We start from the raw sequence: 16,193 nt of genomic DNA on the forward strand, positions 1-16,193 counted from the left end.
ATCTTCTTATCTTTTCTGTTCTACTCGAACAATCTTTTCTTTTGAATCTACCACCTTATCTTTTTTAGCGTTGCTCAGTGTATGACCTCCTAATATTGGTGCAATCACCAACCCTACCAAACATGTTAATTTAATCAAGATATTCATAGAAGGACCAGAAGTATCTTTGAAAGGATCACCTACAGTATCACCAGTAACAGCAGCTTTATGTGCATCCGAACCTTTGAACGTCATTTCGCCATTTATTTCTACACCAGCTTCAAAAGATTTTTTGGCATTATCCCAAGATCCACCCGCATTATTTTGGAAAATAGCCCACATGACACCAGATACGGCAACACCAGCCATATAAGCACCTAATGCCTCTGCCCCCATTACAAAACCTACAATAATTGGAGTCACAATCGTAATTGCGCCTGGCAGCATCATTTCGCGTAAGGCAGCTTTTGTAGATATATCCACACATTTTCCATATTCTGGCTTGCCCGTTCCTTCCAAAATGCCTGGTATCTCACGGAATTGGCGACGGACTTCGTTTACCATATCCATTGCCGCCTTACCCACAGATTGCATCGCTAAAGCGGAGAAAACGACAGGAATCATACCTCCGATAAATAAAGCAGCCAATACATCCGCTTTGAAAATATTAATTCCGTCTATACCCGTGAAAGTCACATATGCAGCAAATAAAGCCAAGGCTGTCAACGCCGCAGAAGCTATAGCAAATCCCTTACCTACCGCAGCAGTGGTATTTCCTACAGAATCCAACACATCCGTACGTTGGCGTACCTCTTTTGGCAATTCGCTCATTTCTGCAATTCCTCCTGCATTATCTGCTATTGGTCCAAAAGCATCAATGGCCAATTGCATCGCTGTTGTCGCCATCATTGCCGAAGCCGCAATAGCGACCCCATAGAAACCTGCTAAAGAATACGAACCCCAAATGGCTAATGCAAATAATAGTACCGACGAAAAAGTCGAAATCATACCATTCGCCAAGCCTGCAATAATATTGGTGGCCGCTCCAGTTGAAGAATTTCGAACAATATTCAATACCGGTTTTTTACCCAATCCAGTATAATATTCTGTAAATGCAGAAATCAATCCACCTACTGCCAAGCCAACAATTGTGGAATAAAACACATTCATTCGATCAATATCCTTATAGCCTTCTCCAAAAAATTTCATTTGAATAACTTCAGGAAGCATATATCTAATTAAAAAGAAACAAGCGATTACGGTAAGGATTATAGAAATCCAATTACCTAAATTCAAAGCGCCTTGCACTTGATTTTCTTTCGCATCATTAGAAGAAACTTTTACGAAGAAAGTCCCAATAATAGAAGCCAAAATACCTACTCCAGCGATGACGATAGGTAATAAAATGGGGCCCATACCATTGAAAGCATCTGTAAAAACGCCACCATTGGCTTCCGCCATATCTTTGATAATATAATTTCCCAATACCATAGAAGCTAAAACCGTAGCCACATACGAACCAAATAAATCGGCACCCATTCCAGCTACATCTCCTACATTATCACCCACATTATCCGCAATTGTTGCTGGATTACGCGGATCATCTTCTGGAATTCCAGCTTCTACCTTACCTACTAAATCTGCTCCTACGTCAGCGGCTTTGGTGTAAATTCCACCACCTACACGTGCAAATAAAGCAATAGATTCTGCTCCTAAAGAGAATCCAGCTAAAGCTTCTAAAACAATGGTCATTTCGTTATAAAAACTACCATTGCCTGTTACAAACATTTTTAGGAAGAGTAGAAAAAATACACTTAACCCTAAAACAGCCAAGCCTGCAACACCTAAACCCATTACCGTTCCACCCGAAAAAGAAACTTTTAACGCCTGCGGAAGACTTGTACGGGCCGCCTGTGTCGTGCGTACATTGGCACTCGTAGCAATGCGCATCCCTATATTTCCTGCCAAAGCAGAGAAAAATGCGCCAAACACAAAGGCAACTACAATAATCCAATGTGTGGTCTCCACCATTGTAGAGACAAAAAATAATGCAATAGCTGCAATAACCACAAAAATTAATAGAATACGGTACTCCGCTTGTAAGAATGCCATTGCGCCTTCCTTGATACTTTTGGAAATAAATTGCATCTTACTTTCTCCTGAGTCTTGTTTATTGACCCAACTAGCTTTTGAAACCATGAATAGTAACCCCAAAACAGCGAGCGCTGCTGGCAAGTAAATCATTAAGTTTTCCATAAAAAAAGTTTATTTTGGTTATAATAAAGCTATCATTTTTTTTGGAAAACAAGAAACTTTAATCTATTAATTTTAAAGGAGTTGTGATTGAATTACAATAAACCTAATTGGCCTTCCAATGGTAGTTATCAGTTAATAAGGATACTTTACCTTCATCAATCAATTTCCGCAATACAGACAATTTTTTAGCATCATCACCTACTGTCAATGCATCGATGAGTTCATGCAATGACATCGGCTTTTCTAATAAAAGAACTCGAATTTCTTGTTCAATCTTTGCATCTATTCCTTCTACGTGTTTACGTTTTAGACATAAATCACATTCTCCGCAAGGTTTCGTATTCCTTTCTCCAAAATATGCTAGAATTGCGTTACTTCTGCATTCTTTGGTGTCCAGAAAATGATAAATAGCTTTAATCTGCTCTTCTTTAACATCTTTACGTTCTCGAATAAATTCCGCATCAATAAACAGATTTTTATAATCCACCCGAGGCTGCAGAAAGGTCAATTGAGGCTTATCGGTGCTCTTTAAGTATGAACCAACTTGTTGTTTTTCTAAACCATCGAGCATTTGCACGATAGTTTCATAAGGAACACCCAATTTTTTCGCAAACTCAAATTCATTGATAGGCACATAAAAATCAAAAACACCACCGTAAGTGCGTAATATCGCTTTGATCAAAGGATCATATTTCGCTGCCTGCACCTGAAATTTATACAAATCTTGAAAATCAATTTCAAATTTGAATCGCGATGGAATAAATACAGCTTCCGATAAACTCAACCAACCATCGCGCTCTAGAAATTTCAGCGCACTCATCGTCGGAACCACTTCTAATTTGTATTTTTTAACAAATTCTACCAAGTCAAAATCTACAGTGATATTTTTTCCTGCGCCATAGGCAATCTGGTAATGATTGGCTAAATAATGATAGGTTTGCTGTATAAGTTGAACCGAAGGAAAACTATCCTGAAAATTTTTCCACAACTTATCCCTATCCTCCTGCTGATAAAGTAATACTGGGAAAGCCCTTTTTCCATCTCGACCTGCTCGACCCGCTTCTTGGTAATAAGCTTCCAACGAATCTGGAATATCGATATGAATCACAAAACGGACATCTGGCTTATCAATGCCCATTCCAAAAGCATTTGTTGCCACAATAACCCGAGTTTTATTAGAAGTCCAAGCATTCTGTTTGGACTCTCGTTCCTTCATTGTCAAGCCTGCATGATAAAAATCAGAAGGTACCCCATGATTCAACAAAAAACGAGCAACTTCCTGCGTTTCTCGCCGATTACGCACATAAACCACACCCGAACCACCAATCTTCTTTACAATTCGCAACATACGGTTCATTTTGTTTTCCTCGTTCAAGGCCATATAACCCAAATTGGGTCGGGCAAAGCTCTTGGAGAACACATTCTTTTGTCGGAAATTGAGCCTTTTCTGCATATCTTCAACTACTCTCGGCGTAGCAGAAGCAGTTAAAGCCAAAATTGGAATATTTGGATGTGCTTCACGCAAATCAGCCAATTGCAAATAGGAAGGACGAAAATCATATCCCCATTGGGAAATACAATGCGCCTCATCAATAGCAAACAAATTGACCTTCATATACTTAATGCGCTCGCGCACCAAATCAGAATAAAACCGTTCGGGTGCGATATATAGAAATTTAATCTTCCCAAAAATGCAATTATCCAAAGCGATATCCACTTCGCGATAATTCATACCCGAATAAATCGCAATAGCTTCGATACCTTTGCTTCGCAAATTTTCGATTTGGTCTTTCATCAATGCAATCAAAGGCGAAATAACAATACAAATTCCTTCATTCACCATAGCAGGTACTTGAAAACAAATGGTTTTACCACCGCCCGTAGGCATCAGCGCCAACGTATCTTTACCTTGCAATACGGACTGTATAATATCCTCTTGCAAAGGCCTGAACTTGTCATAACCCCAATATTGTTTTAGTATGGAATGAATCGTAGTGCTCATGTTTATTCCTCTTGCCAAACATAAGCAAAATTATTTTTTAGAATATAAAGTCTGTCTGAATTACTTTCCAACGCATTTTTTAATCGTGTTATTGTTTTATCGCTGTTGCTGCCATCAACGATGATGATAGCTTTGGGATTTAGGGAATGTAAGTTATTTATGTCGGTGTAATTGTTTTTACGCCACAACACAAAATCAACTTCTGAAGGAAGCTCTAATGTTTTAATCTCCAGAATTAAGATTTTATATTTACCTAACTCGATCAATCTATTTTGTCTTTCGTTAGCGGCGATAGATGTAAATCCTATTTTATCTTCCGAAGAATAAAGTCTTAAATCTGGCAAGACACTAAATTGTAAGGTACTATGCTGCAATGAATCCAACGTAGAATACAGCATAACCTTGTTGTCCTTTATGAGAGAAATGCCGATCTCCGAACGTGTATTATAAAATTTTAATGCTGAGTAATTAGATTTTTGATAGAAGTTGTAACTATTAAACATCGTTAAGACAAAGAGAGCACTCATCAGTACTATAAAACCTTTGGCAACTTTTGAATTTAAAGCAACGATCAATGCCAAAATTCCTATTCCCAGAATGAAAACCTGGCTCCAGTGCCAATCCACACCATGCACTTCCGCAGCAGGTAGCTGTTCAATCCCTTTCAACCCACTCATCATAAAATTGAGCAACCACTCCACAATTTTCCCCAAAAGTTGATTAGTCCATTCCAATGGAATCATTACCAAGCCTATCCCTACATACATTATCAATGTACTTGGAATCGCAATAAACAGATTTGCTAACAAAAAGTAGTTCGGAAATTGCCCAAAATAATAAAATGTCAATGGCAAAGTAAATAACTGTGCTGCAATGGAAACATAGACATATTCAAGCACATAGTTGAACCATTTATTTTGTGTGAGATAATAGTTCTTGAGAATTGGATATAGCAAAATTATTCCCAAAATTGCCATATACGACAACTGAAAACCTACATCAAATAAATAATTTGGCGAGAACAACAAAATAAACAAAGCCGAAGCCGCCAAGGTATTCAAAGGGATTTGCTTTCGATTGATAAGGATGGAACTCACAAAAAACGAAATCATAATTCCTGCTCTCAATATAGGTGGACTCATACCTGTCAAGATTACATAAGCCCATATCGCCAAAAGAATGATAATTGATTTTAGCAATCTTCCATACGGAAATCGGTCCATCCAACGAAACACAAAATTCAATAAAGCAAAAACCAAACTCACGTGCAATCCCGATACACTCAATACATGAATGGTACCCGTACTGGTGAATGCCGAAATGGTACTTTGATCGATTTGGGAACGATATCCGAATATCAAAGCAACAGCCACATTAAAGGCTTCATCCTCCTTTATGTAATTTCGAAATTTAGCAATAAGTTGAGTTCGCAAATCTAAAGAATACGCTATCAACTTATTCCCGAATCCTTTATCCAAGATTTCAACTTCTTCCGGATTCAAGAGACATTGTGCTTCAATGCCTTTGTTAGCTAAATAGGCTTTATAATCAAATTCTTTGGGATTAAAAGGTGGATTAACCGCATTAAGTTTATTTACGAAAGCCATCTTATCACCGTAGTTAAATTGTTGGTCTTTTAGAGAATCCCGAAGAATTGTCAATGGCTCGGCGACTTGGCGAAGTAGCGAAGCTGTATCGAAGATACAAAAGCGGAGCTATTTAGCCAAGTCGCTTGTTGTAAGCAGTCCGCGAAGCGGCGGCTTACGGCAAGCGACGTAAGTCGCCGAGCCATTGTTAGCAAGGAGCGCAGCGGATTGCTAACAACATCAGTTTTCCAGAAACCACGCTGGATTGCGCTGAATCCGAAGCTACTTGCAGTTTCACAGGAAACCTAATCGTTTTCTCTTTATAAATAGGTTCGTCATCCACAATTCCGACATATTGTAACGCAGGATAGGAAGAATGATAGTTTTTGATGTGCTTGGACTGAGTACTCGCATACTGATAATAACCATAAAAAATAACTATCCCACTAAAGCAAATGCTGAATAGATACTTTTGAGAAAAGCTTTTGAAATAAGATAGCACAACAAAGAGGAACAATAGCAATCCTATTCCAATTAATAGAATTTTCGGTGACAGATCGGAATTTGAGCCAACAGCAATAAGAATGCCCGTTATATATAGCAATAAGGCTTTCAGCATAGGAACTTTGCCGATAGTCAAATCTAAAATATCGGCTTTTACCATTGCCATCTCACTTGCAATTTAATGTCCGTCTTCTTATTACCTTCAATTAAATCTAAGCCAGACCCAACATTTTCTCGATTAAAATACTGTGTCAAAGCATATCGAAACCAAATATCCGTGGACTTGAATAATCTGTACCGCGCATTCAAATAGGTCCGAATTCCCTTATCATAATACATCTGAAAACTAGAAGCATAAAGCACATCGCTTTCATAAGAATAGATCCTAGAATCATAATCCCTAGTATTAAAATAGGAAGCCCGAACATTCAAATTCAACTTGTTACGAAGTCCTTTCCAAGACATATCTTGAAAGATCATATAACCTTCACTTCGATTGTCTAATTCTTTTTCAAAGAGGGACAACTCTGCGCGAGTCTTGATATTCCAAATTTCATTTAGCTTGTACTGATATTCCAATCGAACTTGATTTCGAACCACATCTACTAAGATATTTTCATTTGCTTTAGGCAATGCTAGATTTTCTTGTTTAATTCTATAGCGACAGCGAACCAAAAACTTTCCTCGCTTGTACCAAGAGTAAGTCGCCTGCGACAAAAAATCCAACCCTTGACTTGGACCATCCACACGGAATCGAAGCCACGGAAACTTAAACATATCCACATAATTAACCCATTCAAACTTTCTAGTAACATGATAAACCACGCCAGTATACAACCCTTTTTCATTCGAAATATTAGAACCTTCTGAAACAGTTTGAGCAAAAAACTATGGTAATTTCGCTGAAAGTTTCTATAGTTTACAAAAGCTGAAACTTTGGGATGAAGACTGGCAATAATGCCATTTACGGTTGCTAAACCTGCATCTATACTGAGTGCTGTTTCACCAAATAGATAAAAATTACGGAAGTTGTATTTATAATTTATTCCGACCTGGAGCAAATCTTTCCCTTCAAAATCATATTGATTTCTAACTTCATTGCCTCTAATAATTTCCCCTTTATACCTTGTATATAATCCTGTAATTCCTAATTTCAAACGCTTATATTGATAAGTTATATCCGAGCCCACGACGAATTGTTTGATAGCATCTCGATAAGATTGTTCTGTTGGAGTACGATGCAAACCAGAACTATTTATGGTCTTTATCAGGTTCGTATGATCAGTCTTTTCTATATTTCCACTCAAGTGATTGTAAGCCATGAATGGTATTACTGTGAATCGTTTAAAAGCGAGTTGTGTAGCAATGCCTCGATGAAAGTTATTTTCATTCATCGAAGAATAAGACCTCAAACCAATACCTTGCTTTGCGACTGCACCTATCCACGTGCCTTTGCCAAAACTCAACCCATTCCAAATCACCAATCCTTGTCCACTTTGTATAGCGAAATCGCCTATTACAACTTTACGTATAGTTTTATTTACATCATTGATTTCGAGATAGCCTGAATAAAAATCAAAACCTCGCTTTTGAGCCAAGGTAAAGAAAGGTTCACCTGCATCTTTCTCTGCATTCAGACCAATCTTAATTTTTTGTTGATAATTCCATCGGTATCGCAACGAATATGCGTTAGGGTCACCCAAATATCTGGAACGATTTTCATCTGTAATGGAATACCCTTGTAGCTTTTCCAAAGTCCGACCAAAGCGTAGCATCAAACTATGCTCGTCTTCTTTTCCAATGCTTCTCCAAGACAAATCTTTCAAAGAAGATTTTTGCCCGACAAACACAAACTGTCTGAGTAAAGTAATGGTCTGCAAATCCAGACCTACAATACCTTGCAGTTCCAACACATTGATAAAATCTCCCGATAATTCACGATGAAGGATAATATTGTTGACTTGCTGCGGAGAGAGAAATAAAATCGATGATAATTCCTCATTGGTTACTTTATTCAAATCCAGAGGATTTTTCATAATACTATACAAGCGCTCCATTACCTCACTGACATCAACATTTTCACCCAAATCTTCGCTAATCTGCTCCAGTAAAAGTTCTTCAAAATTAGACTCCAATTCTTGCGCAAATAATATCGGATTTACGAAAAAGAATAGAAAAGTCCAAAAGAAAATACTAAAACGCATAAGCCAAAGCAATTTGTGGTGAAGAGCCTAATCTGGTATGGAAAGCAGAAGAAACATCAAACTGAAACCTATTCCATTTCAATCCAATCCCTCCAAAATATTGCATGGGGTTAGAGCTGGCTCCCGCTCGAAGAATTACTATATCTGCAGTGGAATACGCTATGCCAGACCTGATATTTATCCCCTGATCAAATTCGTAATACACATCTGTTGTCAAAGACAATATATTCGAAATTTTATAAAGAAATCCTGCTGCTGCTTCCGTTGGTAAATATTGTTCAGTATCGTCTTTGAATTTTGTGAGTGTGGTATTTCTAAATAGCAACCCAACATTAACTTTCTCTCCTAGCTTGATCAAGGCTCCCAAATCAAAAGAGAAAGCATTATCATTCACATAATCCTGAACATGAAAACGATGATAGTTGGCAGAAACCGAAGTTGAAAAAACGCCACCAAAACTTCTAGCATAAACAAGATTTCCTGTAAGGAAGGATGAAACTTGAGCTATCCCGTAATTCCTTATCCCCAGCCCAATCGCCCCGATATGCTTTAAAGGCACTCCCAAATATGCCGCCTGTGTTCGAAGATCTTTGGTCATGAAATGTGGTTGATATGTTGTAGCTAAGTGCGTAGAACTAAGATCAGCCAAGCCTGCTGCATTACACGTAATACTATAAAGGGATTCACTCGCTAACCCCGTATTTCCCATTCCATGAAAAGGTGCCGCATTAAAAGTTTGGGCACACAGTTGCACTGGTAACAATAAGATAAATAGTATACGTGTGATCATTTATTAGGCTTTGAGGTTATATTAAATTTAATAAAGAAAAACCAAATATTGAAATATAATTAATTTAAAAGAAAATATACTTTAACAAAAAAGACCAGTCATTGACTGGTCTTTCCTATTATATTTTCTGCGAATTATGCATCAATTCGTGCGTATCTGGCATTTTTCTCAATAAACTCACGACGCGGAGCTACCTCATCTCCCATCAACATCGAGAATACACGATCACACTCTGCCGCGTTTTCAATTGTAACTTGTCTCAACGTACGGTGTTCAGGATTCATAGTTGTATCCCACAATTGTTCAGCGTTCATCTCACCAAGACCTTTGTAACGTTGTACACTTACAGAATCTTCTTTACCAGAACCTTTCAAACGTTGGATAGCTGCCAAACGTTGATCTTCTGTCCAAGCATATTCGTGCTCTTTACCTTTCTTCACCAAATATAACGGAGGTGTAGCAATGTAAATATAACCTCTCTCAATTAGCTCACGCATGTATCTGAAATAGAATGTCAAAATCAACGTAGCAATGTGGCTACCATCGACATCGGCATCGGTCATGATGATAATCTTGTGATAACGAAGTTTTGCCAAGTTCAAAGCCTTTGGATCATCTTCGGTTCCTACCGAAACACCCAAAGCTGTAAACATATTTTTGATCTCTTCGTTTTCGTAGATTTTGTGCTCCATAGCCTTTTCTACGTTCAAGATTTTACCACGAAGAGGCATAATCGCTTGATAATTACGATCACGACCTTGCTTAGCCGTACCACCCGCCGAATCTCCCTCGACGAAGAATATCTCACATAATGCAGGGTCATTGCTCGAACAGTCAGCTAATTTACCAGGCAAACCCGAACCGCTCATTACCGTCTTACGCTGAACTAACTCACGTGCTTTACGTGCCGCTGCTCTAGCTTGTGCCGCAATAATTACTTTCTGAACAATAGTCTTAGCTTCTTTCGGATTTTCTTCCAAATATTGACCTAGAATCTCTCCAACAGCAACATCTACCGCGCCCATTACTTCGGTATTACCTAATTTCGTTTTTGTCTGACCTTCGAATTGAGGTTCAGCAACTTTAACCGAAATTACAGCAGTAAGACCTTCACGGAAGTCATCACCTGTTACCTCTACTTTAGAGTTTTTCAATAAGCCAGAATCATCAGCATATTTTTTCAAAATACGTGTCAAACCTCTACGGAAACCAGCAACGTGGGTACCACCTTCAATGGTATTGATATTGTTTACGTAAGAGTGAACGTTTTCTGAATATGTATCATTATATTGGAAAGATAACTCTACTGGAATTCCTTGTTTGATACCTTCCAAATAAATGGGTTCAGGAATCAACGCTGAACGTGTTCCGTCTAAGAATTTAACAAATTCTTGCAAACCACCTTCAGAATGGAATACATCCGTACGATCTGTACCATCTTCATTTTGCTCACGCTTATCAATTAGGGTTAATGTAACACCTTTATTTAAGAATGATAGCTCACGAAGACGATTCGCTAATGTATCGTAGTTGTAAATAGTAGTTTGTGTGAAAATCTCTGGATCTGGCGAGAAAGTAACAATAGTTCCTGTTTTGTCAGAAACACCTACTTCTTTCACCTCATACATAGGTTTACCGCGCTCATATTCTTGGTTATATATTTTACCATCGCGGTGAACTTCTGCTTTCAAGTGCGTAGATAATGCATTCACACAGGAAACACCTACACCGTGCAAACCACCTGAAACTTTGTATGTATCTTTATCGAATTTACCTCCGGCGTGAAGAACAGTCATAACCAACTCCAAAGCTGATTTATTTTCTTTTTTGTTGATTCCTGTCGGAATACCACGACCATTATCTTTTACGGAGATCGAATTATCTTCTAAAATAGTAACAACAATATCATTACAATATCCTGCAACTGCCTCATCGATAGAGTTATCGACTACCTCATATACTAAGTGGTGCAAACCTTTGGGTCCTGTATCACCAATATACATGGAAGGTCTCTTACGTACCGCTTCTAAACCTTCTAAAACCTGAATATTATCCGCTGAATACGTCGTAGGATTGTTTTTTTCTTCGCTCATGAATTAAAAAAAATCTGATTAATTTAACATTCAAAGTTAATAAAAATAAGGGACTTAAACAACCATTTCACGCAACGAAAAACAGGTAATTTCGTCGGACTAGAACGAAAAAAATAACAAAAAATGGAATTTTAATTTTTTTATAGTAGGTTTGTTCCTTAAACTGAAAATAGACATCAAATGAATAGATTTTTATCAAACTTATCGAAAATCACTTTAGGTATCGCTATTGTAGCTGGAGCTGCATCATGTGGTCAAAAGACATCAAATACTACAACTGCAAAAGGTGATAGCACTTCATCTACTGCACCTGCAACTAAAACTGCTGATAAAATTGTTTACGTAAACGCGGACACTTTATCTGCTCAATACGAATATTTCAAAGATGCTAAAGCGAAATTAGAAGGTAAAGCAAAAAAAGCGCAAGAAAATTTACAGTCTAAAGGTCAAGCTTTTCAAAGAGAATTAGCTGAGGCAGAACAAAAAGCTGCGACAATGAGTGCTTCGGAGCGTCAAGCAACAGAAGAAAGATTAGCCCGTAAACAACAAGAATTAGCGCAATTAAATCAAAATGCTTCAGCATCTTTAGCACAAGATGAGCAATCTGAAATGACTGCAGTGTACAACTCTATCACAGAGTACTTGACTAAACACGCAAAAGATAATGGTTACCAATATGTGTTAACTTACTCTAAAACGAATCCTGCAGTAATTTACGCGGATGAAAAATTAGACATCACAAAAGAAGTTGTTGCCGCTTTAAACAAAGAATATAAAGCTAAAAAAACAGACAAAAAATAATAAAGCTTACAGCTATAAAACAAAAAGGGATTTAATCGATGGATTAAATCCCTTTTTGTTTTATTTTTAAATTATAAACAACAATTATGATAGTTCACATCTTGTCTGCTGAATCGCATCCTTTTGAATGGATAGATATCACCAATCCTACTTTAGAAGATTTCAAAGAGTTGAAAGAAAAATTCAATCTGCGAGAAGCTTCCATAAAAGACTGCTTGGAAATTGGTCATCTTCCCAAAATAGAAGAATTTGAGAATTATCATTTTTTGATTATCCGCTCCACACCTCCCAAATTGGAAGAAGCGTCCGATTCATTGACTGAAATTACGGATAGAATTTCCATTTTCTATGGACAGAATTTCGTAATCACCACCCATAGAAGTCAAATTCCCTTTTTAGAGCACATTCAACGTCTAGACAGCAAGAGCAAGGTGCTGTCCTCCAGTAAATCACTTGTTAATACGTTAGTTTCTGAAGCCTTGAAATCATTTGAGACAATGGTATTAGGAGAAATGGCGACAAAATTGGATGAGTACGAGGAGATTGTATTTCTACATCAGAAGCGCAAGCCTTTCCTCAAAAAACTATATTATATCAAGCGACAGATTGATGTAATTCGTTCTATTTTGGTTTTGTATAAAGATATAGTGGATTATTTTCATTTACCAGAATACAGAAATATTTACACCCAAGACCTTCGTGATTTATTTTCGAGAACGAGTACTTTGTATCGCAACGCTTCCGAAAATACAGCACAACTCTTATCTATTTATTTCAATATAGAATCCAATCATACTAATGAGATAATGCGCATACTGACCATTATCTCGGTATTCTTTATGCCATTGACATTTATTGTAGGCGTTTACGGGATGAATTTTGACATCATGCCCGAGTTGCATTGGGAATATGGTTACCCTATAGTACTTTGTTCTATGTTGGGATTAAGCCTAATAATTTACCTTTGGTTCAAAAGAAAGAAGTGGTTATAGCTTATTCGCTTTAGGTGTAGTCGCTATAAATTCTTTTAAGTAATAAGGCTCGAAGTAAATCAAATCTTCGAATTCTTGATTCGTATACTTCTCAAACGCAGCAGCAGATAGATATGCTGATGAATGTTTATAAGTTGTGTCAATCGCGATATTAGCCTGATCCGATAATAAATCTTTCAATTTCGCAGCACCAGAACCAAATAAATGCAGCTGATAATTAGAATAATCAGAAAAAGTATCCGCATCAATAATCTCTGCCTTTGTCTCCTCTACTACCTTTCCTTGACCATTAAAAACCATCATGTACACTTCCATACGACGCGCATCCAGCATCGGAACATATATTACTTCAGACTGTATAGATGATTTCGTAAAGCCTCTATACATACTTTCTAAAGTATTAATAGCCAACAAGGGAATATCTAATGCATAACATAATCCTTTTGCAGTAGACACTCCAATTCGTAAGCCTGTGTAGGAACCTGGACCTTTACTTACTGCAACAGCTGCAAGTTGTGCATAAGTAATATTTGTTCTTTGCAAAAGCTCGTCGATAAACAAGGTCAATTTAGTGGCATGCAAATTTGGTTCTGCCGCATCTATTTGATCTATTACTTGTCCATCCAGACTTAATGATACCGAGCAAACTTCTGTTGCTGTATCTATTTGCAAAATATACGTACTCATTATAACTTAATCAATTAAGGAACAGGATCATGTCCATGTCCACCCCAGGGATTACAACTAGCTATACGTTTGATTGTGAGCCAGCCTCCTTTAAAAGGACCGTACTTCGTTATCGCCTCTTTGCCATATTGCGAACAAGTCGGTGTATAACGACAATTAGCTCCCAACAAAGGCGAAATAAAAAGCTGATAAACTTTTATTATAAACAAAAAAAGGTGTTTCAAACACCACAATAAAAAATTCCATATGCTAAGAAGAAATTTCATGCACTAACTGTTTTAATGTCTTATTCATTTTGACAAATAACAATTCATAACTCAATTCTTCTTTACCAACATATTGAATTGCCATATCCAAATGTAAGGAGAGTTTATTCACTTCCTCATATAAGATTTCATTTTTTTGCAAACGATAGACTTCGCGCATCAATCTTTTGATACGATTACGATCATGTGCTCTTTTGAATCGACGTTTGGATACAGATAGAATTACCTGAACAGGAGCAGATGTAGGCTGGATAGCACCAACCAAAAATACCACTCGGAAAGGGTAAACAATAAAAGAAGAACTACTATGAAAAAGAGAATCAATTTTTCTCCTACTACACAGTCGTTCTTCTTTCGTAAATGTTTTTTTCATTAGATGACTAGTTTGGCCGGAATATAGCCACAGTAAAAGTCACCGGCGCTAAAGAAAAGAATTAGCCTTTGTGACGGTATTCGTCAGAAACTGTTAGACGTTTTCTACCTTTTGCTCTACGAGAAGCTAATACTCTTCTACCATTAGCTGTGCTCATACGCTCTCTAAAACCGTGTTTATTTCTTCTTTTTCTTTGCGAAGGCTGAAATGTTCTTTTCATGACGCTCTATTATCTTTATTTATTTTTCTCTATTAACCAATATTATCCTCTAAGAGGAATGCAAAAGTACTGTATAATTTCAATATATACAAGTATATCAAAGAAAAAAGTTCACAATATGCTGTGAACTTTTTTCTTTCTTAGTAACAGTAAAAACTACTTATTTTTTAATAAATCTCTAATTTCCGTAAGAAGTACTTCTTCATTTGAAGGAGCTGGAGCAGGAGCATCTGCTGGTGCTTCATCTTTTTTCTTCAAAGAATTTATGGCTTTTATAACCACAAAAATACAAAATGCAATAATTAAAAATTGAATTACTACATTAATAAAGTTACCATAATTCAACGTAACTGCCGGATTCAACACTGACCCATCTGGATTGAGAACTGCCTCTTTTAAAGTGATAACTTTTTCTGAAAAATCTACTCCTCCTGTAATTACTCCAATCACGGGCATGATCAAATCATCCACTAATGATGTTACAATCTTACCAAATGCACCACCAATTACTACACCGACAGCCAAATCAATGACATTGCCGCGCATTGCAAATTCCTTAAATTCCTTTATAAATCCCATAAATTTTTTATTTTAATGAAACAAAAATAACTATAAAAGTTCTAAATTTGATAATACAATTATAACCGTAAATTTATATCACTTAAAATGGTTACATTTACTCGTTATTATTATTTTAAAATAATAAAATTTTTCCTATTTTAAGAAAAGTATAAATAAAAAACAACACACCAAATCACCATATGAACAGTATACTTATTGCAGACGACCACAGTATAGTACGTTTCGGTACTGCTGTAGCCATAAACGAGTCTTTCAAAGACGCGCAAATTACGCATGCCTCCACTATCAAGGAAGTGTATTCGCATCTGAATTTCAAACGCTTTGATCTTCTTCTTTTGGATATCAATATGCCTGGTGGAAACAATATTAACGTAATTAAAGAAATTTTAGATTTACAATCTGATATCAAAATATTAGTTTTCTCCTCCTATGATGAGAACATTTACGCCCTTCGTTATATTGAAGCAGGAGCTGCTGGGTATTTGAATAAAAACACAGCCATGGAGGAGCTGAATAACGCCATTACAAGCATTCAAGAAAGAGGAAAGTATATGTCTCCCGCTGTACGTGATTTGTACATACAAAAATTGACAAGCACCAAATCAAGCATCGACAAGGTTAATCCTCTTAATAAATTATCTAACCGCGAAATGGATGTAGCTAAACATCTCATTGAAGGTCATGGAATATTAGAAGTGTCAAACCTACTAGATTTGAGTTCGTCTACTGTGAGTACGTACAAGAGCCGTATTTTCGAAAAATTAGGTGTTACTAATATCCCTGAATTAATAGAATTATTTAAACTACACGCACAAAACACATATTAAAATAATATTACTTTTTATAAAAATAGGAAAG

At 36.9% G+C, this 16,193-nt stretch carries 16 protein-coding genes; 3 read left to right on the forward strand and 13 right to left on the reverse strand.

Annotation, left to right across the window (positions count from 1 at the left end; genetic code table 11):
• Window positions 1–6: 6 nt before the first annotated feature.
• The 8 genes from H8B04_RS08850 to gyrB all read right to left on the reverse strand — a co-directional run bounded on the left by H8B04_RS08850 (window position 7) and on the right by gyrB (window position 11,414).
• A complete protein-coding gene (locus H8B04_RS08850; RefSeq protein WP_165291196.1) occupies window positions 7–2,235 on the reverse strand; it encodes a sodium-translocating pyrophosphatase in 2,229 nt (742 codons plus the stop codon).
• A 103-nt stretch (window positions 2,236–2,338) separates the two neighbouring features.
• Window positions 2,339–4,237: a RecQ family ATP-dependent DNA helicase gene (locus tag H8B04_RS08855; RefSeq protein WP_190302115.1), complete on the reverse strand. Its 1,899-nt coding sequence runs from the start codon at window positions 4,235–4,237 to the stop codon at window positions 2,339–2,341.
• Window positions 4,238–4,239: 2 nt separating this feature from the next.
• Complete coding sequence (locus tag H8B04_RS08860; RefSeq protein ID WP_223815341.1) at window positions 4,240–5,898, reverse strand: ComEC/Rec2 family competence protein; 1,659 nt, start codon at window positions 5,896–5,898, stop codon at window positions 4,240–4,242.
• Between the two features lie 133 nt (window positions 5,899–6,031).
• Window positions 6,032–6,493: a DUF4131 domain-containing protein gene (locus H8B04_RS08865; RefSeq protein ID WP_223815342.1), complete on the reverse strand. Its 462-nt coding sequence runs from the start codon at window positions 6,491–6,493 to the stop codon at window positions 6,032–6,034.
• A complete protein-coding gene (locus H8B04_RS08870; RefSeq protein WP_190302117.1) occupies window positions 6,481–6,960 on the reverse strand; it encodes a hypothetical protein in 480 nt (159 codons plus the stop codon). Before H8B04_RS08870 ends, H8B04_RS08865 begins: the two co-directional genes overlap by 13 nt.
• 2 nt (window positions 6,961–6,962) lie before the next feature.
• Complete coding sequence (locus H8B04_RS08875; RefSeq protein WP_190302118.1) at window positions 6,963–8,531, reverse strand: ComEA family DNA-binding protein; 1,569 nt, start codon at window positions 8,529–8,531, stop codon at window positions 6,963–6,965.
• Window positions 8,521–9,321, reverse strand: a complete 801-nt coding sequence (locus H8B04_RS08880; protein WP_190302119.1) for a PorV/PorQ family protein — start codon at window positions 9,319–9,321, stop codon at window positions 8,521–8,523. Before H8B04_RS08880 ends, H8B04_RS08875 begins: the two co-directional genes overlap by 11 nt.
• 134 nt (window positions 9,322–9,455) lie before the next feature.
• On the reverse strand, window positions 9,456–11,414 hold the full coding sequence (gene gyrB, locus H8B04_RS08885; protein WP_165291202.1) for a DNA topoisomerase (ATP-hydrolyzing) subunit B: 1,959 nt from the start codon (window positions 11,412–11,414) through the stop codon (window positions 9,456–9,458).
• Between the two features lie 180 nt (window positions 11,415–11,594).
• Between gyrB and H8B04_RS08890 the strand changes: the two genes are divergently transcribed.
• Window positions 11,595–12,215, forward strand: a complete 621-nt coding sequence (locus H8B04_RS08890; protein ID WP_190302120.1) for an OmpH family outer membrane protein — start codon at window positions 11,595–11,597, stop codon at window positions 12,213–12,215.
• An 86-nt stretch (window positions 12,216–12,301) separates the two neighbouring features.
• Window positions 12,302–13,207, forward strand: coding sequence for a CorA family divalent cation transporter (locus H8B04_RS08895; protein WP_165291204.1), 906 nt, complete (start codon window positions 12,302–12,304; stop codon window positions 13,205–13,207).
• On the opposite strand, the gene tsaB is transcribed toward H8B04_RS08895, so the two are convergent.
• From tsaB to mscL, 5 genes are all read right to left on the reverse strand, one after another.
• On the reverse strand, window positions 13,202–13,894 hold the full coding sequence (gene tsaB, locus H8B04_RS08900; RefSeq protein ID WP_190302121.1) for a tRNA (adenosine(37)-N6)-threonylcarbamoyltransferase complex dimerization subunit type 1 TsaB: 693 nt from the start codon (window positions 13,892–13,894) through the stop codon (window positions 13,202–13,204). The two genes, H8B04_RS08895 and tsaB, sit on opposite strands and share 6 nt — an antisense overlap.
• 14 nt (window positions 13,895–13,908) lie before the next feature.
• Window positions 13,909–14,160 carry a membrane protein insertion efficiency factor YidD gene (gene yidD / locus H8B04_RS08905; RefSeq protein WP_190302122.1) on the reverse strand — a complete coding sequence of 84 codons (252 nt, stop codon included), beginning with the start codon at window positions 14,158–14,160 and terminating at the stop codon, window positions 13,909–13,911.
• A complete protein-coding gene (locus H8B04_RS08910; protein WP_190302123.1) occupies window positions 14,144–14,533 on the reverse strand; it encodes a ribonuclease P protein component in 390 nt (129 codons plus the stop codon). Before H8B04_RS08910 ends, yidD begins: the two co-directional genes overlap by 17 nt.
• A gap of 61 nt (window positions 14,534–14,594) precedes the next feature.
• Window positions 14,595–14,753: a 50S ribosomal protein L34 gene (gene rpmH / locus H8B04_RS08915; protein ID WP_003002285.1), complete on the reverse strand. Its 159-nt coding sequence runs from the start codon at window positions 14,751–14,753 to the stop codon at window positions 14,595–14,597.
• A gap of 156 nt (window positions 14,754–14,909) precedes the next feature.
• Complete coding sequence (gene mscL / locus H8B04_RS08920) at window positions 14,910–15,332, reverse strand: large-conductance mechanosensitive channel protein MscL (protein WP_190302124.1); 423 nt, start codon at window positions 15,330–15,332, stop codon at window positions 14,910–14,912.
• Window positions 15,333–15,514: 182 nt separating this feature from the next.
• Here mscL and H8B04_RS08925 point away from each other — a divergent pair, with 182 nt between their 5' ends.
• On the forward strand, window positions 15,515–16,162 hold the full coding sequence (locus tag H8B04_RS08925) for a response regulator transcription factor (protein ID WP_190302125.1): 648 nt from the start codon (window positions 15,515–15,517) through the stop codon (window positions 16,160–16,162).
• Window positions 16,163–16,193 lie beyond the last annotated feature (31 nt).

The organism is Sphingobacterium litopenaei (assembly GCF_014692495.1).
GTDB classification, from domain to species: Bacteria; Bacteroidota; Bacteroidia; order Sphingobacteriales; family Sphingobacteriaceae; genus Sphingobacterium; species Sphingobacterium litopenaei.

Coding starts and splice junctions, on each gene's coding strand:
- H8B04_RS08850 (WP_165291196.1), bottom strand. CDS start 2,235: ATGGAAAACTTAATGATTTACTTGCCAGCAGCGCTCGCTGTTTTGGGG.
- H8B04_RS08855 (WP_190302115.1), bottom strand. CDS start 4,237: ATGAGCACTACGATTCATTCCATACTAAAACAATATTGGGGTTATGAC.
- H8B04_RS08865 (WP_223815342.1), bottom strand. CDS start 6,493: ATGGCAATGGTAAAAGCCGATATTTTAGATTTGACTATCGGCAAAGTT.
- H8B04_RS08875 (WP_190302118.1), bottom strand. CDS start 8,531: ATGCGTTTTAGTATTTTCTTTTGGACTTTTCTATTCTTTTTCGTAAAT.
- H8B04_RS08880 (WP_190302119.1), bottom strand. CDS start 9,321: ATGATCACACGTATACTATTTATCTTATTGTTACCAGTGCAACTGTGT.
- gyrB (WP_165291202.1), bottom strand. CDS start 11,414: ATGAGCGAAGAAAAAAACAATCCTACGACGTATTCAGCGGATAATATT.
- H8B04_RS08890 (WP_190302120.1), top strand. CDS start 11,595: ATGAATAGATTTTTATCAAACTTATCGAAAATCACTTTAGGTATCGCT.
- H8B04_RS08895 (WP_165291204.1), top strand. CDS start 12,302: ATGATAGTTCACATCTTGTCTGCTGAATCGCATCCTTTTGAATGGATA.
- tsaB (WP_190302121.1), bottom strand. CDS start 13,894: ATGAGTACGTATATTTTGCAAATAGATACAGCAACAGAAGTTTGCTCG.
- yidD (WP_190302122.1), bottom strand. CDS start 14,160: ATGAAATTTCTTCTTAGCATATGGAATTTTTTATTGTGGTGTTTGAAA.
- H8B04_RS08910 (WP_190302123.1), bottom strand. CDS start 14,533: ATGAAAAAAACATTTACGAAAGAAGAACGACTGTGTAGTAGGAGAAAA.
- rpmH (WP_003002285.1), bottom strand. CDS start 14,753: ATGAAAAGAACATTTCAGCCTTCGCAAAGAAAAAGAAGAAATAAACAC.
- mscL (WP_190302124.1), bottom strand. CDS start 15,332: ATGGGATTTATAAAGGAATTTAAGGAATTTGCAATGCGCGGCAATGTC.
- H8B04_RS08925 (WP_190302125.1), top strand. CDS start 15,515: ATGAACAGTATACTTATTGCAGACGACCACAGTATAGTACGTTTCGGT.